The 18,933-nt window shown below is 73.5% G+C and carries 14 protein-coding genes; 8 read left to right on the plus strand and 6 right to left on the minus strand.

Translation table 11 applies throughout. The features are described 5' to 3' along the window. Nucleotides 1-221: 221 nt before the first annotated feature. Nucleotides 222-1,655, minus strand: a complete 1,434-nt coding sequence (locus tag G011_RS0111345; RefSeq protein WP_019608578.1) for a sigma 54-interacting transcriptional regulator — start codon at nt 1,653-1,655, stop codon at nt 222-224. 242 nt (nt 1,656-1,897) lie between these two features. On the opposite strand from G011_RS0111345, the gene G011_RS0111350 reads away from it, so the two are divergent. Continuing rightward, entirely contained in the window at nt 1,898-3,049 is a 1,152-nt protein-coding gene (locus G011_RS0111350; RefSeq protein WP_036552563.1) for an FIST N-terminal domain-containing protein, read from the plus strand. A 232-nt stretch (nt 3,050-3,281) separates the two neighbouring features. After that, nucleotides 3,282-4,742, plus strand: a complete 1,461-nt coding sequence (locus G011_RS0111355) for a hypothetical protein (RefSeq protein ID WP_026338218.1) — start codon at nt 3,282-3,284, stop codon at nt 4,740-4,742. 256 nt (nt 4,743-4,998) lie between these two features. Here G011_RS0111355 and G011_RS0111360 read toward each other — a convergent pair whose 3' ends face one another. The 3 genes from G011_RS0111360 to G011_RS0111370 form a co-directional block, all read right to left on the minus strand. Further along, on the minus strand, nt 4,999-5,634 hold the full coding sequence (locus G011_RS0111360) for an RDD family protein (RefSeq protein WP_019608581.1): 636 nt from the start codon (nt 5,632-5,634) through the stop codon (nt 4,999-5,001). A 191-nt stretch (nt 5,635-5,825) separates the two neighbouring features. Beyond that, nucleotides 5,826-6,326, minus strand: a complete 501-nt coding sequence (gene greA / locus G011_RS0111365) for a transcription elongation factor GreA (RefSeq protein ID WP_013151152.1) — start codon at nt 6,324-6,326, stop codon at nt 5,826-5,828. Between the two features lie 137 nt (nt 6,327-6,463). Continuing rightward, the gene (locus tag G011_RS0111370) at nt 6,464-6,916 is read right to left on the minus strand and encodes a DUF4307 domain-containing protein (protein ID WP_013151153.1); all 453 of its coding nucleotides are present in this window, start codon (nt 6,914-6,916) and stop codon (nt 6,464-6,466) included. A gap of 156 nt (nt 6,917-7,072) precedes the next feature. Between G011_RS0111370 and mca the strand changes: the two genes are divergently transcribed. The 3 genes from mca to G011_RS0111385 all read left to right on the plus strand — a co-directional run bounded on the left by mca (nt 7,073) and on the right by G011_RS0111385 (nt 10,524). Next, the gene (mca, locus tag G011_RS0111375; RefSeq protein WP_019608582.1) at nt 7,073-7,951 is read left to right on the plus strand and encodes a mycothiol conjugate amidase Mca; all 879 of its coding nucleotides are present in this window, start codon (nt 7,073-7,075) and stop codon (nt 7,949-7,951) included. A 5-nt stretch (nt 7,952-7,956) separates the two neighbouring features. Beyond that, complete coding sequence (locus tag G011_RS0111380) at nt 7,957-8,217, plus strand: hypothetical protein (protein ID WP_019608583.1); 261 nt, start codon at nt 7,957-7,959, stop codon at nt 8,215-8,217. A 273-nt stretch (nt 8,218-8,490) separates the two neighbouring features. Further along, entirely contained in the window at nt 8,491-10,524 is a 2,034-nt protein-coding gene (locus tag G011_RS0111385; RefSeq protein WP_019608584.1) for a thioredoxin domain-containing protein, read from the plus strand. A 14-nt stretch (nt 10,525-10,538) separates the two neighbouring features. Here G011_RS0111385 and G011_RS0111390 read toward each other — a convergent pair whose 3' ends face one another. Further along, nucleotides 10,539-11,909 (minus strand): serine/threonine-protein kinase, encoded by a 1,371-nt coding sequence (locus G011_RS0111390; RefSeq protein ID WP_019608585.1) that lies wholly within the window; start codon nt 11,907-11,909, stop codon nt 10,539-10,541. Between the two features lie 309 nt (nt 11,910-12,218). Between G011_RS0111390 and G011_RS0111395 the strand changes: the two genes are divergently transcribed. The 3 genes from G011_RS0111395 (at nt 12,219) to G011_RS0111405 (ending at nt 15,290) form a co-directional block, all read left to right on the plus strand. Continuing rightward, a complete protein-coding gene (locus G011_RS0111395; protein ID WP_013151158.1) occupies nt 12,219-12,830 on the plus strand; it encodes an RNA polymerase sigma factor in 612 nt (203 codons plus the stop codon). Between the two features lie 93 nt (nt 12,831-12,923). Beyond that, entirely contained in the window at nt 12,924-13,685 is a 762-nt protein-coding gene (locus tag G011_RS0111400) for an isoprenyl transferase (protein WP_013151159.1), read from the plus strand. A gap of 339 nt (nt 13,686-14,024) precedes the next feature. After that, the gene (locus tag G011_RS0111405; RefSeq protein ID WP_019608586.1) at nt 14,025-15,290 is read left to right on the plus strand and encodes a PhoH family protein; all 1,266 of its coding nucleotides are present in this window, start codon (nt 14,025-14,027) and stop codon (nt 15,288-15,290) included. 147 nt (nt 15,291-15,437) lie between these two features. Here G011_RS0111405 and G011_RS0111410 read toward each other — a convergent pair whose 3' ends face one another. Beyond that, a complete protein-coding gene (locus G011_RS0111410; RefSeq protein ID WP_019608587.1) occupies nt 15,438-18,851 on the minus strand; it encodes an SCO7613 C-terminal domain-containing membrane protein in 3,414 nt (1,137 codons plus the stop codon). Nucleotides 18,852-18,933: the final 82 nt, after the last annotated feature.

Below are 18,933 nucleotides of genomic sequence, written 5' to 3' on the forward strand. Positions count from 1 at the left end.
CGCCCCGCGCACACGCACCGGCTATCTTCCCGATTCGGGAACCGGCAGTCCTGGCCGGGCGAGTCGGCCGCCGAACGGCCGCGCCCGAGCGGCCCCCGGCGCGCGGACGCCTCCGGAGGGCACCGCCTGGGAAACACCGAGGGCCCGTCTGAACGTCCTCCTGTGCCGCCGGGGGCGCCGAGCACCGACCGAAGCGGAGCGCGGGTTCGCAAGAACGCAACCTAGAAGCGGTAGACCCCTCCGTCGGGAAGCGCGTCCTTGGACAGCCGGCGCTCCAGGTACAGGCCCTCCAGCGCGAACTCCACCACCGCGGCGGCCAGCCCCGGGGTCGGCGGGCCGTCCTCGTCATCGGGGGCCGCGTGCCCGATCATCGCCGCGAGTCCCGGAACCGCGCCCACCCGCCGGAGCAGTTCGGCGGCGCCCACCAGGTCACCGGTCTCCACCGTGCCGCCGCCCGAGAAGCGGTCGGCGAGTGCGGACAGGTCCGCCGTCCCCAGGCGTTCGCGGAACACCTCCGCCACCGCCCGGCGCAGCAGCGCGTGCAGGATCTCCGCCTCGCGACCCTCGGAACCCGTCTCGAACTCGACCTTGCCCAGCAGCGGCTCCACCGCGGCGGGCAGGTCGCACACCCGGGCCACCGGAACCTCCCCGCCGGTCAGGGCCGCCCGGCGCAGCGCCGACGCCGCCACCGTCTCGGCCGCGGACACCGAGAAGCGCACCGACACCCCCGAACGGGCGTCCACCTTCTTGGAGGCGCGGACCAGCCGGGTGAAGCGCGCCACGGCCTCCAGCAGGTGCGAGGGCACCGTCGTGCCCTCGGGCAGCGCCGCCTCCTGCCGGATGAGCGCCAGTTCGTCCGCCAGGGTCAGCGGGTAGTGGGTGCGCACCTGCGCGCCGAAGCGGTCCTTGAGCGGGGTGACGATGCGCCCCCGGCTCGTGTAGTCCTCCGGGTTCGCGCTCGCCACCAGAAGCAGGTCCAGCGGCAGCCGCAGGTCGTAGCCGCGTACCTGGAGGTCGCGCTCCTCCAGCACGTTGAACAGCGCCACCTGGGCCCGTGCGGGCAGGTCGGGCAGCTCGTTGACGCAGAACACGCCCCGGTTGGCCCGCGGCACCAGGCCGTAGTGGATGGTCTCGGGATCGCCGAGGGAGTGTCCCCGCGCCAGCAGCGCCGGGTCCACGTCGCCGATCAGCTCGCCCACACCGGTGTCGGGCGTGCCCAGCTTCTCGCCGTAGCGCTCCGAGCGGTGCCGCCACACGACCGGCAGGCCGTCGCCCTCCCGGGCCGAACGGCGCACGCAGGCCGGGCAGACCGGCGCGTAGGGGTGGTCGTTGACCGGGCACCCGGCCACCGCCGGAGACCACTCGTCCAGCAGGGTCGCCAGGGTGCGGATCAGCCGGGTCTTGCCCTGGCCGCGCTCGCCGAGCAGGACGATGTCGTGTCCGGCCAGCAGGGCTCGCTCCACCTGCGGCAGCACGGTGGTGTCGAACCCGTGCACCCCGGGGAACCGGGGCTGTCCCGAGGCCATCCGCCGCAGCAGGTTCTCCCGCACCTCGGCGGCGACCGGTCGGTGGACGTGCCCGGATCCGCGCAGGTCCGCGCGGGTGCGCGGGAGCGGGGACGGGGCGGGGGAGGGGGCTTCGGGAAGGGCGCTCACCCCACGAACCTATCCACAGCCGTCAAGGAGCGTCTGGTTTCCGGGGTTGGCGTGCTGTTTCCTGGATACAAGGGGGCCCAGGGGCTCCGGCCGCATCGTGCTGCCCGCACGCCGCACCGCTGTCGGAGTCCGTGTCAGTTCACCGGAAAACCTCCTGTTCGACGCCGAGGTGGAAGAATGGGACGCGACGGTGGAGTCCTGCGTCCGGCCGCGACGGCCGGCGAAACCGGGGGTGGCAGCTGGTGGCACGGTTCGGTGATGCACTGACGACGGGGGCCGACCTCGTGAACGCGGCCGAGCGCGCCGTACTGAGTGCCCTGGAACAGGTGGACGGCCCTACCGACCTGGTGTGCTTCTTCGTCTGCGGCGCCGACCCCGAGGAGGTCACCCTCGCGGGCAAGCGCGTCATGGAACTGGCGGGCGACGCGGCCACCCTCGGATGCAGTTCCACCGGGGTCATCGGCGGCGGCCGCAGCGTCGAGGGCCAGGGCTCGGTCAGCGTGTGGTGCGCCGGTCTGCCCGGCGTGGAGATCACCCCGTTCCGACTGGACACCGTGGTCGAGGACGACCACCTGGCCGTCATCGGTATGCAGGAGCCCGGCCCCCGCGACAGCGTGGCCATCCTGCTCACCAACCCCTACGAGTTCCCCACCCAGGCCTTCGTCCGCGAGTCCACCGAGGCCCTCGGCGGCCTGCCCCTCGTCGGCGGTATGGCCGACGGCATGCGCGGTGAGGAGTCGGTGCGGCTCTTCTGCGACGGCGAGGTGGCCGAGCACGGCGCCATCGGCGTCCTCGTCGGCGGCGAGAACGTCCTCGGCACCGTCGTGAGCCAGGGCTGCCGCCCCATCGGCTCGCCCATGACCGTCACCAAGGCCGAGGGCAACCTCCTGCTCGAACTCGCGGGCACCAACGCCTACGAGAAGCTGGAGGAGCTGGTCGAGTCCCTCTCCGAGGAGGACCGCGAACTCGCCGAGCACGGCCTGCACATCGGCATCGCCATGGACGAGTACGTCGACCGCCACGAGCAGGGCGACTTCCTCATCCGCACCCTGGCCGGAGCCGACCCCGAACTCGGCGCCCTCAGCATCGACGACATGGTCGAGGTCGGCCAGACCGTCCGCTTCCAGGTCCGCGACGCCGGTACCGCGGACGAGGACCTGGCCCGCCGCCTCAGCGACTTCGGCGCCGAACACCCCGTCGGCGCCGGTCTGCTCTTCTCCTGCAACGGCCGCGGGTCCTCCCTCTTCCCGCAGTCCGACCACGACGTCCTGGCCGTCCACCGTGTGCTCGGCGTCGACGCCGTCGCCGGGTTCTTCGCCGCGGGCGAGATCGGCCCGGTCGGCGGGGTCAACCACGTGCACGGGTTCACCGCCTGCCTGCTGGCCTTCGCCTAGGACACCGCTCCCCGCACCCGCGGCGAGGCCGGTGCGGGTGCTGCCGGGTCGGCGTCCGCGGCCACCGGGACCCGGGCCGTGTCCGTTCCCGGAACAGGTTCCACCGTGTCCCCGAGTCGGACTTTTACCGCTGTGAGGCCGACACCCGACACGAGCTGCTTGAGTGCGTTCCTGCCGGATTGCTTACTGGGAGTGCTCATTCTGATAACTCCACGTGTTTGGCAGGGCGGGAATGTCCCATACGAGGCGCGAGCGCGCCAGAAGCACCGCGAAGATCCTGGCGTCCCTGGGCGCTCTCGTGCTCCTCGCGCCCCCGGCCCCGGCGCTCGCGGAGGAGGGCTGGCTGCGCCAGGAACCGGGTTCCGCCGACCTGATCGGCCTGGTCCTGGAGTCCGGAACGCTGCGCCTGGACGGTGACGCGGGCCGCGGGCCCGTGGCCCGCTGGGGTCCGGAGCCCCGGCGCGGCGGTCTGGCCGTCTTTCCCCCGCAGCCGCTGGAGGCCCCTGCCGACACCGTGGACGTGCGGGTGCGGACGGACGGCGGTCCGGGGGAGGTGACCACCGAACTGCGCGGCGACCGGACCGGCGGGGCCTGGACCGAGTGGCACCCCGTCGGGGACGGGCGGGTGACGCTGCCGCACGAGGTCGCGCGGGTACAGCTGCGGGTGCGGGTCAGCGGGGAGGGGAGCGGCCTCACGGGACTGCGGATCCGCCCGTTGGAGGAGGACGGGGAGCCGCCCCGGGGCGGTGCTACCGGGGAGCCCGGCGACGGGCAGGACGGCCACGCGATCGCGCCGACCGGTCCCGCCGCTCCCACCGGCCCCTCGGAACCGGTGGAACCGGGAAGCCCCGGCGCTTCCCCCGCCCCCTCCGCACCGGGAGGCCCCGAAACCCCCACCGACCCCTCGGGTCCCGGCGACTCTGACAACTCCGGCGACCACGGCGATCGCACCGAGCCGTTCTCGGCCACCCTCTTCGCCACCCGTATCGGACTGGTCGGCAACACCACCGCCAACGGCCACAGGATCCGCGAGAACGACCACTTCGCCGCCCTGCCCTCCCGCCGGGGCCTGGCGGTCCGGGGCGGCGGCGAGTACACCGTGCGGGTGTGCACCACCGGCGCCCTGGGCTCCGAGGGGCGGGGCGTCACCGAGGACCACCGGCCGCGCTGCGCCTACCTGCCGGTGTGGGACGTGGGGCCCTGGAACACCAGGGACGACCACTGGAACGCCGAACGCGAGACCTGGCCCGACCTGGCGCGGGGGCGCCCGCAGGCGCAGGCGGCCTACACGCTGGGGCACAACGGCGGTCTCGACGGGTTCGGGCGCCGGGTGCGCAACCCGGCGGGTATCGACCTGGCCGACGGCGCGTTCCGGCAGGGGCTGGAACTGCCCACCAACGGATGGGTGCGGGTCGACTACCTGTGGACCGGCGAGTACCGCAGGCGCGCGCGGATCACCGCGGCCGACCAGCGGCACCCCGTGGTCGTGCGCGGCGGTCCGGGGCTGGAGCACGAGCCGGTGGGCCTGGCCGCGCACAGCGCCAACGTCGACGTGGCCTGCCAGGCCGTCGGCGACGCGATGGCGGGGACGTTCGGGACGAGTAGCGCCTGGTACCGGATCGGTGAGGGCAACTACGTCCCGGCCGTGTTCGCCGACGGCGGGAACGGCGCCCCGGCCTGCCCGGAGCCGTGAGTCGCGGGGTCGCGGGGCCGTGGGGTGCGGCGACACGCCCCGGGCTGGTGTCGGGGCGCTCCAGATGGGCACGCAGGTGTGGGCTCGGGCCACGGCCCCGGTCGGCGTCGGGGCGCGGGGCGGGCATCGATGGTGTGCGGGCAGCACGGGGCGGGGGTGGGAACCCCCTTCACCACGCCAGGCCGCGGCGGAACCGCCCCGGAAGGGGGAGTTCCCACCCGGGGACAACCCTCCGGCGCACCCGGCCCCGGACGGCTCAGGTGCGGATGACCACGGTTCCGGCGGCCCGGTCGTGCAGGGCGCGCTTCTCTTCGCCGAGCGCCGCCATGGACTCGGCCAGCGTGAAGACGTGGCCCACGACGGGCAGGGACTGCGGGAAGCCGAAGAACGCGGAGCGGCCCATCGCCTGCCCCTGGCTGAGCCTGCCGCCGTCGGCGGCGCTGACCACCTTGATCCCGACCATCATCTTGCCGAGCGTGCGCCCCCAGGTGACCAGGTACAGCCAGTCGTAGAAGAACAGCAGCAGACCCCACCCGAACACGAACAGCAGCGCCCACAGGGTGCCCTCGGCGTCGGTGGTCTGGTCGCTGCCGGTCAGGACCACCGTCACGATGGCCATGAGGACGAAGAACACGACCGCGGCGATCACCACGAGGACGTAGTCGATGGCGCGGGCGGCCAGACGGCGGCCGAACGTGGCCCTCTCCGGTGTCGGGGTCGGGAACGGGCCCGGCACCGGACCCGCGAACGCGCCCTGCCCCGGCACGCCCCATCCGGCGCCCGGAGGGGACACGCCCTGGCCGGGCACGGGGCCGCCGGGACCCCACCCCCCGTTCGGGGGCGGGTACGCGCCGGGGCGGGGTTCCTGGGGGTTCCAGTGGAGCGAGGACATGTCGGCGGGGAATCCCTCGGTTCGTCGGACCGGCGGCCGGGGAAGCCGCCGCGGGAGTGTGCTTCGAGACTACGACGCGGGGGACCCTCCGGAGGATCCCCGCCGCGCACACGAAGGGGCGCCCCGGTGAGGGGCGCCCCCAAAGCGGCGGGGGCGGTCGGACAACCGCCCCCGTGATCGCCGAACCGCCGCTACATGCCGGTGTAGGGCACGGCGTCGATGATCTCGACGCCCAGGCTCTTGCCGTTGGGCAGCGTGTAGCTGACGTTCTCCCCCACGCGCTTGCCGTTGATGGCGGAGCCCAGCGGTGACCTGGGCGAGTACACGTCGATGGGTGAGCCGCTCTCCTCGCGGGAGGCGAGCAGGAAGGTGACCTCGTCGTCGTCCCCGTCGAACTTGACGGTGACGGTCATACCGGGGCCGACCACGCCCTCGGTGTGGGGCGCCTCGCCGACCCGCGCGGTGCGCAGGATCTCGGTGAGCTGGAGGATGCGGGCCTCCATCTTGCCCTGCTCCTCCTTGGCGGCGTGGTACCCGCCGTTCTCCTTGAGGTCGCCCTCTTCCCGGGCCGCCTCGATCTTCTCCGCGATCTCGATGCGCCCACTCCCCGACAGGTGGTCCAGCTCGGACTTGAGCCGGTCGTACGCCTCCTGGGTGAGCCAGGTGACGTTGTCATCGCGGGTCTGGGTCACGGGAACTCCTTGTGTACTAGTAGCAAAGGCCACCAGGCGGCCAGAGCTGAACTTACGAGAATATCACCGTGCGTCGTGACACACGGGTTCCCGCGGTTCGGCGGTGCCTCCGGAGCCGGGCTAAGGGGCTCGGTGGATCAGTCCTGCGAACCTTGTTCCCTGCACGAGGCCACTTCTACCGTGGCGGCCTGACGAACCGTCTCAACGGTCGTGGTGACCATGCGGTTCCCGGCCTCGGCCTTCGAGCGCGTCTGGCCCACCTCGACGAACTGTTCGTCCAGCGCCACGACCAGACACTCGGCGCCGTTCCTGCTGTTCACCTCGTAACTGATGGTGGCCTCCTCGGGCGTGGGCGCGGAGAAGGTGATCACCTGGTGGTACACCCCGCCGCCCAGACCGCTGAAGTTCATCAGGGAGTAGCCCCAGCCGACCGCGCACGCCACCGCGAAGAGGGTGGCGATGACGAAGAAGACCGGCCCGTTCCCGTGGCGCTTGCGCAGCGCGGGAGCGGTACTGGCCGAGGAGTCGGCCGCTGTGTCGGCCGTGGTTTCGGCGCTCTTCACGGCGTCTTCCTCCGGGGTCGGCTGCATCGGGAATCTCCGAACAAGGGGACGGTGTTGTCTAAGATATCCCCGACCTGACAGCCTCCCCACGCGCCCCGCGCGGAAGTCGTCCGAGCCTGTGTACCGGGGGAGCCGGACGGCCGCGCCCCTCGCGTCCGTCCACCTAGTCAAGGAGACCCTTCGTTGTCCGAGCGCCTGCGGCTCATGGCCGTTCATGCCCACCCCGATGACGAGTCCAGCAAGGGCGCGGCCACCATGGCCCGCTATGCGGAGGAGGGCGTCGACGTGCTCGTTGTCACCATGACCGGTGGCGAGCGCGGCGACATCCTCAACCCCGCGATGGAGCGTCCCGACATCCGCGAGAACATCGCGCAGGTGCGCCGAGAGGAGATGGAGCGGGCCAGGGAGATCCTCGGCGTCCAGCAGGAGTTCGCCGGGTTCGTCGACTCCGGCCTGCCCGAGGGCGACCCGCTGCCGCCCCTGCCCGAGGGCTGTTTCGCCACCCTTCCCGTGGAGGAGGGCGCCGCGCCCCTCGTGGAGTCCATCCGCAGGTTCCGGCCGCACGTCATCCTCACCTACGACGAGAACGGCGGTTACCCGCACCCCGACCACATCATGACCCACAAGGTGTCGATGCACGCCTTCGACACCGCGGGCGACCCCGACGCCTACCCGGACGCGGGCGACCCCTGGCAGCCGCTCAAGCTGTACTACTTCGTCTCCTTCCCGCCCGAGCGGTTCGAGGCCCTCGCCGACGTGCTGGCCGCGCGCGGGCTGGAGAACCCCTTCGAGGAGTGGATGAAGCGGATCGCGGACCGCGACCGCCCCCGCTGGGAGATCACCACGCGCGTGCACTGCAGCGAGTACTTCGACGTCGCCGACGAGGCGCTCAAGGCGCACGCCACCCAGGTGGACCCCAACGGGTTCTGGTTCGCCGTGCCCAACGAGGTCGTCGCGGAGGCCTGGCCGAGTGAGGACTACCACCTGGTGCGCTCGCTGGTGGACACCGAGATCCCTGAGAAGGACCTCTTCGCGGGTGTCCGAGAAGCAGTGAGAGTATGAGTGGCATGAACACCCTTCTCACGTCCGCGACGGTGCTGGCGGGCAGCTTCCAGCTCGACAAGGACACCGTGACCCCCGGTGTGCTCGGCTTCCTCGTCATCTTCGCCATCGGCGTCGGGCTGTACTTCCTCATGCGCAGTCTCCTGGGCAAGCTCCGCGCCCTGCCCAAGGACGACGACTTCGGCGCGAGGACCACGGCCTCCGACGACGGTGAGTCGGCCGACGCGGCGCAGGTCTCCGCCGAGGACACCGCTCCGCGGAGCTAGAGGAGACGTCCCCGCCCTGCCCCAGCGGGACGGCGTGTCCGGGCGCACCGCCCGGGCCCACCGCTCGGCCCGGAGGCTCCGGGCCGCTCCCGTGCCCGCCGGACGAACACCCGGCCTCCTCCCGGGCGGTGGTCCCCGCCCCGCTCCGGCGGGTGCGCGACACCCCACCGCCCCGGGTGGCGGAGTTCACGGGCACCGGGTCGGCCTGCGTGCCGTGGACTCCGCTCGGGCGGGTGCGCGACGCCCCGCCGCCCCGGATGGCACAGTGGGGGCATGCCCAACCGCCTGAGCGACGCGACCAGCCCCTACCTGTTGCAGCACGCCGACAACCCCGTGGAGTGGTGGCCCTGGGGTGAGGAGGCCCTCGCCGAGGCGCGTCGGCGCGACGTGCCCCTCCTCGTCTCCGTCGGCTACGCCGCCTGCCACTGGTGCCACGTGATGGCCCACGAGTCCTTCGAGGACGAGGCGACCGCGGCCCTGATGAACAGCCTGTTCGTCAACGTCAAGGTGGACCGCGAGGAGCGCCCCGACGTCGACGCCGTGTACATGGAGGCGACCCAGGCCATGACCGGCCAGGGAGGCTGGCCCATGACCGTGTTCGCCACCCCCGACGGCGCCCCGTTCTACTGCGGCACCTACTTCCCGCGCGAGCACTTCCAGCGCCTGCTGCGGGGCGTGGCCGACGCCTGGCGGGACCAGCGCACCGAACTGGTCGGCCAGGGCGCGCGCGTGGTGGAGGCGCTGAGCGGCCCGCGCACCCTGGCCGCCGCGCCGCCGCCCTCCGCGGACCGGCTCGACCTGGCCGTCCGCGCGCTGGTGCGCGACTACGACAGCGCCCACGGCGGTTTCGGCACCGCGCCCAAGTTCCCGCCGTCGATGCTGCTCTCCTTCCTCACCGCCCAGGACGAGCGCACCCGACCCCTGCAGAGCGCGGACGAGTCCACGCCCGCCTGGCTCATGGCCAGCGGCACCGCCCTGGCCATGGCGCAGGGCGGCATGTACGACCAGCTCGGCGGCGGTTTCGCCCGCTACTCGGTGGACCGCGAGTGGACCGTGCCCCACTTCGAGAAGATGCTGTACGACAACGCCCTGCTGCTGCGCGCCTACGCCCGGATGGGCCGCCGCCCCTCGGGGCCGGGGGTCTCCGACGCCGCCACCCACGCCCTGCTGCGCCGGGTCGCCGGGGAGACCGCCGACTGGATGCTGCGCGACCTGCGCACGCCCGAGGGCGGGTTCGCCTCGGCGCTGGACGCCGACAGCGAGGGCGAGGAGGGCACCTACTACGTGTGGACGCCCGCCCAGCTGCGGGAGGTCCTGGGCGAGGAGGACGCCGCCTTCGCCGCCGAGGTGTTCGGCGTGACCGAGGAGGGCACCTTCGAGCGCGGCGCCTCCGTGCTCCAGCTGCCCGCCCCGCCCGCCGACGCCTGGCGCTACCAGCGGGTCCGTGAGGCCCTGCTGGCGGCCCGCGCCGAACGGGTCGCCCCCGCGCGCGACGACAAGGTGGTGGCCGCCTGGAACGGCCTGGCGGTCGCCGCGCTGGCCGAGGCCGGGGTGCTGCTGGAGCGGCCCGACCTGGTGGAGGCCGCCCGCGCGGCCGCGGACCTGCTGCTGCGCGTGCACCTGCGGGACGGGCGCCTGGTCCGCACCTCCCGGGACGGGCGCGCGGGCACCAGCGCCGGGGTGCTGGAGGACTACGCCGACGTCGCCGAGGGGTTGCTCGTCCTGCACGGTGTGACCGGGGAGGCGCGCTACGCGCACGAGGCCGGGCGTCTGCTGGACACCGTCCTGGAGCGCTTCGGCGACGGCTCCGGCGGGTTCTACGACACCGCCGACGACGCCGAGCGCCTCTTCAACCGGCCCCAGGACCCCACCGACAACGTCACGCCGTCCGGCCGGTCGGCGGCGGCGTCCGCGCTGCTCTCCTACGCCGCGCTGACCGGATCCGAGCGCCACCGCACGGCCGCCGAGGAGGCGCTGTCCCCGCTGGCGGTGCTGGCGGAGAAGGCCGCCCGGTTCGCCGGATGGGGCCTGGCCACCGGCGAGGCACTCCTGACCGGGCCGCGCGCCGTGGCGGTGGTGGGCGACCCCGACGACCCGAGGACCGCGGAGCTGGTGCGCGCCGCGCTGGTCTGGGCGCCGCTGGGCACCGTGCTCTCACGCGGCGACGGCCGCGACGACGGCGGGGTGCCGCTGCTGCGCGACCGCGCGCCGGTGGGCGGGCGACCGACCGCCTACGTGTGCGAGGGCTTCGTCTGCAAGCTCCCGGTCACCTCGCCCGAGGACCTGCGGGAGCAGCTGCTGGCCTGACGCGTCGCCGGGGCCTACCCCAGGTGCGTACCGGCGATGATCCGGTCCACCAGGTCGGGCCGGTAGCCCGGCTGGCGGATCTCCATGTACACGGTCGTGGGCTCGCCCGGCTCGTGCACGGCGGCGCTGCTCAGCGACCCGTTGCCGTGGCACTCGGGCCAGTCCCACACCGTGCCCTCCCATTCACCGGTGTCCAGCGGCCGCTCCTCGGGAGGGTCTCCGCACGGCTGGGCGCCGGCGATCCCGCTCAGGTCGGCGGGGCCGCGCACCACGGTCGCGTACACACCGTAGGCCGTCTCCCGGGTGGAGTCCCAGTCCTCGGCGTCGGTCGCCACCAGCAGGCCCGGACCCGCACCGGCCTCGGCCGCCGCGGGGAGGGCCTCCTGGGCGGTGTGGATCTCGTGGGCCCACACCGACGGCACCTCCAGGTAGACCCCCTGTGCGGCGTCGTGCACGGTGGTCAGGGACACCCCCGGCCTGCCCAGGGAGCCCGAGAGGCTGGCGCCCGTCAGCACCAGCGCCCCCGCCAGGGCGGCCGCCCGCCGCCACGGCATGCGCAGCCGCTGCCACCACGGCACGGCCGCCTTGGGCAGGTCGGGCGCCATACGGATGGTTCTGACCCGGTCGGTGAAGGTTTTGGCGTCCGCCGGACGGCTTTCCCGGTCCACCGAAAGTGCCGACAGGATGAGTTCGTCGAGCGCGGGGGGCAGACCTGGCCGGATCTGGCCAGGAGCCACCTTCACCGGCGGACGCGAGGGCGGACGGCCGGTGATGAGCTCGTAGGCCACCGCGCCCAGCGAGTACACGTCCGACCGGACGTCCAGGTCACCGCCGGGAATGCTCTGCTCGGGGGACATGTAGCCGGGGGTCCCGGCCGCCGCGGTGAACCCCGACGCCTCGTCGATCGACTTGGCGAACCCCAGGTCCGCCACCAGCACCCGCTGCCCCACGGGTGAGGACTGGAGCAGCACGTTGGACGGCTTGATGTCGCGGTGGATCGTGCCGTGGTTGTGCAGCACCGTGATGCCCTGGCCGATCTCGGTGAGCAGCCGCAGGGCCTCGTCCAGGGGCAGTGTGCCCCGGTGGATGAGGTCGGCGACGCTGCCCTGGTCGGCGTAGGTCATCACCATGTAGGGCCGACCGTCGGGGAGCACGTCCACGTCGTGCACCGCCACCAGCCAGGTGGAGTCGGTCTGGCGCAGGATGCGCGCCTCCTCCAGGAAGCGGTGCTGGATGTCCATCTGGTGCGCCCAGTTCTCGGCGAGTACCTTGATGGCCACCGAGTAGTTCAGCAGGTCGTCCTGCGCCAACCAGACCGTGGCGAAGGAACCCGACCCAAGGCGCCGGATGACGCGGTAGCGCCCGAAGGCCTCAGGTTGGCTCATCTCCGCCTCGGTCTGTCAGGGGTGAACACGCGGTCGTTGCCCACTAATACACCATCTGTACCTTCACATTGCCTCCCGCCGATATGATCCCCTCTCCGGGTGGCGCCGATCCCCTCCGGACGTGGAGACTGGAGGGGGCCCGACGGGCTCCGCGCCGTGCGCGGCGGCGAAGGCGACGATTTTTCACGAGTGCGGATCCGGACCGGGGCCGTAGACGTCCCGGTGACGTGTGACCCTCGAACGCAAGGGGCGCACCCGCGTCCGCAGCGGACGGCCGGATGTCTGCCGTCAGTCAGGGAGAGACCAGACATGCGCAGTAGTGACCACGCAGACCACGAGGAGAGCCCCGCGCCGCGGCGCCGGGTGGCGAGCAACGTCGACGAGGAGCTGGAGGACCTCGCGCGCCGGGCCAAGGCCGGAGACGCCATGGCCCTGGACGACCTGCTCCGGCGGATCCAGCCCGAGGTGCTGCGCCGCTGCTCCCGCTTCCTGCCCTACCGGCAGGACGCCGAGGAGGCGTGCCAGGACGCGCTGCTGCGCGTGGCGCGCAAGATCGACAGCTTCAAGGGCGACTCCCTGTTCACCACCTGGCTGTACACGGTGGTGTCCAACTCCGCCCGGCAGACCTACCGCTCCATGAAGCGGCGCTCGGCGGAGTTCCCCACCGAGGCCGAGCGTATGCCCCACCAGAGCGACCCCCGCACCACCAGCGTCATCGCCGGTTCCCGCATCGACCTGCTGGAGGCCCTCGACCAGCTGGAGAAGGACCGCCCCAACCTGGTCGCCCCCCTGGTCCTGCGCGACCTGTGCCAGATGGACTACAACGAGATCGCCTCCGAGCTCAACCTGGCCCTGGGCACCGTCAAGTCCCGCATCCACCAGGGGCGCAAGCACGTGCGCAAGTCCCTGGCCGTGACGTAGCCCCCTTCGGGCGAACTACGCTGGAGGCATCCCCGTCGGCACATCCTTTCCCACGGTGTGCTGTTCCAGATCCAGCTCTGAGAGGTTTCGCCAATGGGGCTTCGTGACCCCCTGTACTGGCTCTACGAGCGGCGCCTGGAGCGTCGGCTGACCAGTCAGGAGATCCCCCGCCACGTCGGTGTCGCCATGGACGGCAACCGCCGCTGGGCCAAGGTGAGCGGGCTCGGCGCGGCCGAGCAGGGCCACCAGGCGGGCGCGAACAAGATCTTCGAACTGCTGCGCTGGTGCGACGAGGTCGGCGTGCAGGTGGTCACACTCTGGATGCTGTCCACCGACAACCTCAGCCGGGACGAGTCCGAGCTGGGCCCGCTGGTGCGCATCATCGAGCAGACCATCGCCCGGCTGCGCGAGGAGGGGTGGAACACGCGCCCCGTGGGGGCCCTCGACATCCTGCCCGCGTCCACCGCCCAGGCGCTCAAGGAGGCGGAGACGGCCACATCCGGTAACCCCGGGCTGGTTGTCAACGTCGCCGTCGGGTATGGAGGTAGACGTGAGATCGCTGATGCGGTTCGGTCCCTCCTCCAAGCGGAGGCGGCCAAGGGCACCGGTATCCAGGAGCTTGCCGAGCGCCTGGACATCGAGGACATCGCACGGCATCTCTACACGCGCGGTCAGCCCGACCCCGACCTGCTCATCCGCACGTCGGGGGAGCAGCGCCTGTCGGGCTTCATGCTGTGGCAGAGCGTGCACTCGGAGTTCTACTTCTGCGAGGTCTACTGGCCTGCCTTCCGCAGGGTGGACTTCCTGCGTGCACTGCGCTCGTACGGCGCGCGCAACCGCCGCTACGGATCCTGACCCCCCGAAGCCCGACCCCTTAACGCGGAGTTCACCGCGCGGAGGGAGAGGTCCCTTGGAAACGGGAGCACGGACGCGTAGCGTCGGAAGTAGCGGGTGGCGTTCGTCCACCCGTTCGGGAGGCCCCGTCTCATTGATCTCCTCCGCCATCGCGGAACGTCAACGAGGAGGGCCGGACCCGGCCCTCGCGGGCCAGGTCCCGGTCCTCCATGATCCCGTGACAGTAGGGCGCCCCAGCGGTGCCCAAGGGGAGAACGAGTGGCTAGTTCCTCGACCGATCGCCGTGACACCCAGTCCCCCGACCCCCGTACGGAGGTAGGCCAGGACGGACGCGTCTATGTGCTCGACACCAGTGTCCTGCTCGCCGACCCGGCCGCTCTGAGCCGGTTCGCCGAGCACGAGGTCGTCATCCCCGTGGTGGTGATCACCGAACTGGAGAGCAAGCGTCACCACCCGGAGCTCGGGTACTTCGCTCGTCACGCGTTGCGCCGCCTGGACGACCTGCGGGTCGCCCACGGCCGTCTGGACGCCCCGGTACCGGTGAACGACGTCGGCGGCACGCTGCGGGTGGAACTCAACCACAGCGATCCGCAGATCCTGCCGGCGGGCTTCCGGCTCGGCGACAACGACACCCGGATCCTCACGGTGGCCCGCAACCTCCAGGAGGAGGGCGGGGACGTCGTGCTGGTGAGCAAGGACCTCCCCATGCGGATCAAGGCGGCCTCCATCGGGCTGGCCGCCGACGAGTACCGGGCCGAACTGGCCATCGAGCACGGCTGGACGGGCATGGCCGAGCTGGACGTGCCCGCGCACCAGATCGGCGAACTGTTCGCCAGCGGCGAGAGCGACATCGACGCGGCCCGCGATCTCCCCTGCCACACCGGGCTGGTGCTGGTCTCCGAGCGCGGCAAGGCGCTCGGCCGGGTCCAGCCCGACAAGTCGGTGAAGCTGGTGCGCGGCGACCGCGACGTGTTCGGCCTGCACGGCCGCAGCGCCGAGCAGCGCGTCGCCCTGGACCTGCTCACCGACCCCGAGGTGGGCATCGTCTCCCTGGGCGGGCGCGCGGGCACCGGCAAGTCGGCGCTGGCGCTGTGCGCCGGTCTGGAGGCCGTCCTGGAGCGCCGCCAGCACCGCAAGGTGATGGTGTTCCGGCCGCTGTACGCGGTCGGCGGCCAGGAGCTGGGCTACCTGCCCGGGACCGAGAACGACAAGATGACCCCGTGGGGCCAGGCGGTGCACGACACCCTGTCCGCGGTGACCAGCGAGGAGGTCATCGAGGAGATCGTGGACCGGGGGATGCTGGAGGTCCTCCCGCTCACCCACATCCGCGGCCGGTCGCTGCACGACGCGTTCGTGATCGTGGACGAGGCCCAGTCCCTGGAGCGCAACGTCCTGCTCACGGTCCTCTCCCGCCTCGGCCAGAACTCGCGGGTGGTGCTCACCCACGACATCGCCCAGCGCGACAACCTGCGTGTGGGCCGCCACGACGGCGTGGTCGCGGTGATCGAGAAGCTCAAGGGCCACCCCCTGTTCGCGCACGTCACCCTGACCCGGTCCGAGCGGTCGCCGATCGCCGCCCTGGTCACGGAGATGCTGGAGAACTGACGCGGTACCGCGGCGGGCCCGTCGGTCTGACGGGCCCGCCGCCCCGTGGAGCCCCCGGCGGGTTCCGGCCCGCGCCCCGCGGGCGCGTGTGCGCAGGCGGTCGGCGTCGGGTCCGGCCCGCGTCCCACGGGCGCGTGGCCGGGCTTCTCAGCGCATTCCCGCCACCAGGCGGCCCAGGCGCCGCACCCGTTCCAGGTTGGCCTCGTAGCGGGCGCCGATCACCAGCAGCAGTACACCCGCGACGGCGAACGGCACCCAGTTCGGCACCAGCCGGGTCAGGTCCCACAGGGGCGGCCCGAACGCCCGCAGCGAGGTGGCCACCAGCACCAGCCCGCCCATCACCAGGGCCGCCTGGAGCCGTCGGCGCAGCCCCCACACGGTCACCGCGAGGCCCAGCACGAGCACGGCGGGCACCCGCCACACCATGCCGTCCTCCGCCAGCACCAGCACGACGGTGGGCAGGAACAGCAGGGCCAGGCCGCCGCCGTGGGCGGCCCAGCTCGAAGGCGGTTCGGCAGCCCTGCGGCTCCACTCCCAGCCCACGGCCAGCGCCGCCAGGGCGGGTGGCACCGTGTACGCCTCGGGCACGGCCACGTCCCACGCGGAGAGCACCGTCCACAGTGCCGCCAGCATCAGCAGCGCGCCCACCAGCGCGAACCAGCGCCGCTCGGGCCGCGCGGCGGTCGCCAGCGCGACGACCCCGACCACGGCCAGCGCCAGCGCGACCAGTTCCAGCCGCGCCCCCGCCGCCGCGGTGACGCCCAGCGAGACCGCCGCCCACACCCAGGCGGGGACCTCCGTCGCCGGTACGAGCGGTCCGCGCAGACGCGGCGCGGCCACGGCCACCGCGGCGACCATCGCGATCGGCGCCAGCGCCGCGTGCTCCACCGGAGCCCCCAGCAGCAGGGGCAGGGCCAGCGCGAACCCGCCCGTCGCCGCCGTCGCCACCGCCGTGGCGCCGACCGCCGCGACGGCGGTCCGGGCCAGGGCCGCGACCACCGCGGCGACCACCGCGACACCCATCAGGGCGCCCGTGGTCGCGTGCTCCTGGACCAGCGCCCAGCCCGTGCCGAGCAGCAGGGTGAGGAGGCCGGTCAGCCCCGCCAGCCAGCCGAGCCGTCCGTCCCGGGTCAGCGCCGACCACAGCGCCAGGGCCGAACCCACCGCGAACACCCACAGCAGCGCGCCGAGGAACGGCGCGTCCAGGACCAGGGGCAGCGCGACGAGCGCGGGCGGCGCGGCGAGGACCGCCGCCGCCGCCGTCCGTCCGCGGTCGAGCAGGGCGACCAGGGCCACCGCCGCCGTACCGGCCAGCAGCATTCCGGCCGCCGTGCCGACGGCCTCCGCCGGGCCCGCCACGCGGTGCAGCCCCAGGACGGAGTAGGCGGGGTCGCCCAGCGCCCGCACGGGCGCCGTCCACGGCCCGTACGCGCCGGACAGCAGCGGCAGGCCGGGACTGTGCCCCCGCCCGACCAGCAGCGGGGCGGACGAGAGCAGGAGCAGGCCCACCACGGTGAACACCGGCCGGGGGTCGCCCCCGGCACCGCCCGCCCACGGGAGGGGGATCCGTCCGAGCACCACCGCGTTCGCCCCGGCCAGAAGCGCGCAGGCGGCCAGCAGCCACCACGCCGGAGGCGGCACGGTGTCCGAGATCACGAGGCCGAGCCCGAAGAACGCACCGGTCAGCAGGGCCAGCGCCCACAGGAGCAGGCCCGTCGCGTGGAGCACCGCGGGGCGGCCGGACCGGGCGTACAGCAGCAGCGCGACCAGGACGGTCGCCTCCACCAACACGAGGGCGGCCAGGGAGGTGTACCGGTCCGGGAGCGACCACAGGCCGCCGGTGAGCAGGGTCAGGGTTCCGGTGAGCGCGGGCGCCCAGGCGCCGGGCCGACGCGGTACCAGGGCCGTGGCCAGGACCAGCGCGGCGCCGACCAGGAGGGCGCACACCACGGCCACCGCGTGCGGCGGGTCCAGCAGGTGCACGACCGTCAGCAGTGCCGGGGGAGCGGTCAGGGCGGCGGCGGGCACCAGCGCCCGGCGGCGCAGCAGGAACACCGCGCCCAGGGACAGCACGGCGCAGACGAGCACGGCGAGCAGGTGGAACCCCGCGTCCGGGGTGGTCGTCGTCGGCAGGCCCAGCACGCCGGACACCGGTGCGGTCGGGGGTCCGCCGTTCCACGGGGGCAGGGGCGCCCTGGGCAGCGCGGGCAGGTGCGCGGGCCCGGCGACCATCGGGGCCGCCCCCAGGACCAGCAGGGCGATGGCCGCGAAGACCCTGGACGCGCCGGTACCGCCCGGGGCGCCCGGGCCAGCGGCACCGCTCACGGCACCCACGGGACCGGGGCCCTCCGGGACGTGGCGCAGCGGGCCGCGGGCCAGCAGCAGGCCGGTCACGCCCGACAGCAGCAGGACCGCGGCCACGGACCACCGGGCTCCGACGTGATCGGCGCCCGCGGCGGAGGCGGCCAGGACGAACGCCGTGTACAGCAGCGCCAGAACCGTGGTCAGCGCCCACAGCACGGTCGCGCTGACCCGGAGGGCGCGCACGGGGACGCCCGCGCGGGGCCGTCCGAACCAGAGAGCCAGGAGCAGGTCGGCGAGTCCGGTCGCGGCCAGGACGGGCAGCGCCCAGGACCAGAGGCCGGGGGAGTCGGACGCCGCCAGCAGCAGGACGGGCACCGGTTGCAGGAGCAGGACGGCCAGGACGCGCGGCGTCCGCAGCGGCACGAGCAGCGGATAGGACGCCAGCAGCGCGCCGATGACGAGCAGCGCGGTCGCGGTGTATCCGGGTCCGCTCCCGAGCCGCTCCGACATCAGCAGCCACAGCGCGAGGGCGTCGACGCACAGCAGCGCGGCGGCCAGGCATCCGAAGGTCTCCGCGGTCGCCCTGAGACCGCGCCGGTGCAGCGGCAGGGCCAAGGCGGCGAAGGCCGCCGTGGTGAGGCCGAGGACACCGGCGCGGGCGCCGGTGCCCATGTCGCTCCACGTCCAGATGGCGAAGACCAGGGCCGCGATGCCGACGAGCACGCCGCCCAGCCCGAGGATGACGTTCTGCGCCGAGCGGCGGGTGACCTCCCCGGGCGCCCGTCCGGCCGGCGCCCCTTCGGCCCGCCCGTGCGCCGACGTGTACGGGACCCGCACGTGCGCGTGGGCTCCGTGCCCGTCGGGAGGCGCGCCACCGGGCAGGACGGCCGGTTCCGGCGCGGCACCGGGCGCCTGTCCGGGGACCCGCGCGGGCCCCGGCGGCCGTCCCTGCGGCCCCGGAGCCCACGGCCGCTCCCCGTCGGCGGATTCGGGAACGGCTCCGGCCGGGGACGCGCCTCGGTCCGACTCCTCGCGCAGCAGTGCCACGACGGCGGCGCGCTCCTCGCGCAGGTGCCGCTCACGGCTGTTGAGCAGCGCGATCTCGGTGTCGATGTGCCACAGGCGCTGGGCGGTGGCGCCGACGAGCAGGAGCCCGCACCGCTGGCAGGAGCGGGGCCGCGCGGCAAGCGGGGCGCGGCAGTCCGGGCACTTGAGCCGTGGGCCCGCGGGGGACGGCGGGGATCCGTGGACGTTCATGGCGCCATCCTGACCCCCGGAGCCGCCCGCGCACATCCGTACGGGTACTCAGGAACACCGTTCCCGGTGACCCCCGTCTCCT

Origin of the sequence: Nocardiopsis sp. CNS-639 (genome assembly GCF_000381685.1) — a bacterium.
GTDB lineage: Bacteria > Actinomycetota > Actinomycetes > Streptosporangiales > Streptosporangiaceae > Nocardiopsis > Nocardiopsis dassonvillei.

Excerpts from the sequence above, each read along its gene's own strand:
- G011_RS0111360 (WP_019608581.1), bottom strand. The coding sequence starts at position 5,634 with ATGTCCTCGCTCCACTGGAACCCCCAGGAACCCCGCCCCGGCGCGTAC.
- G011_RS0111355 (WP_026338218.1), top strand. The coding sequence starts at position 3,282 with ATGTCCCATACGAGGCGCGAGCGCGCCAGAAGCACCGCGAAGATCCTG.
- G011_RS0111380 (WP_019608583.1), top strand. The coding sequence starts at position 7,957 with ATGAACACCCTTCTCACGTCCGCGACGGTGCTGGCGGGCAGCTTCCAG.
- G011_RS0111385 (WP_019608584.1), top strand. The coding sequence starts at position 8,491 with ATGCCCAACCGCCTGAGCGACGCGACCAGCCCCTACCTGTTGCAGCAC.
- G011_RS0111400 (WP_013151159.1), top strand. The coding sequence starts at position 12,924 with ATGGGGCTTCGTGACCCCCTGTACTGGCTCTACGAGCGGCGCCTGGAG.
- G011_RS0111395 (WP_013151158.1), top strand. The coding sequence starts at position 12,219 with ATGCGCAGTAGTGACCACGCAGACCACGAGGAGAGCCCCGCGCCGCGG.
- G011_RS0111390 (WP_019608585.1), bottom strand. The coding sequence starts at position 11,909 with ATGAGCCAACCTGAGGCCTTCGGGCGCTACCGCGTCATCCGGCGCCTT.
- G011_RS0111410 (WP_019608587.1), bottom strand. The coding sequence starts at position 18,851 with ATGAACGTCCACGGATCCCCGCCGTCCCCCGCGGGCCCACGGCTCAAG.
- G011_RS0111370 (WP_013151153.1), bottom strand. The coding sequence starts at position 6,916 with ATGCAGCCGACCCCGGAGGAAGACGCCGTGAAGAGCGCCGAAACCACG.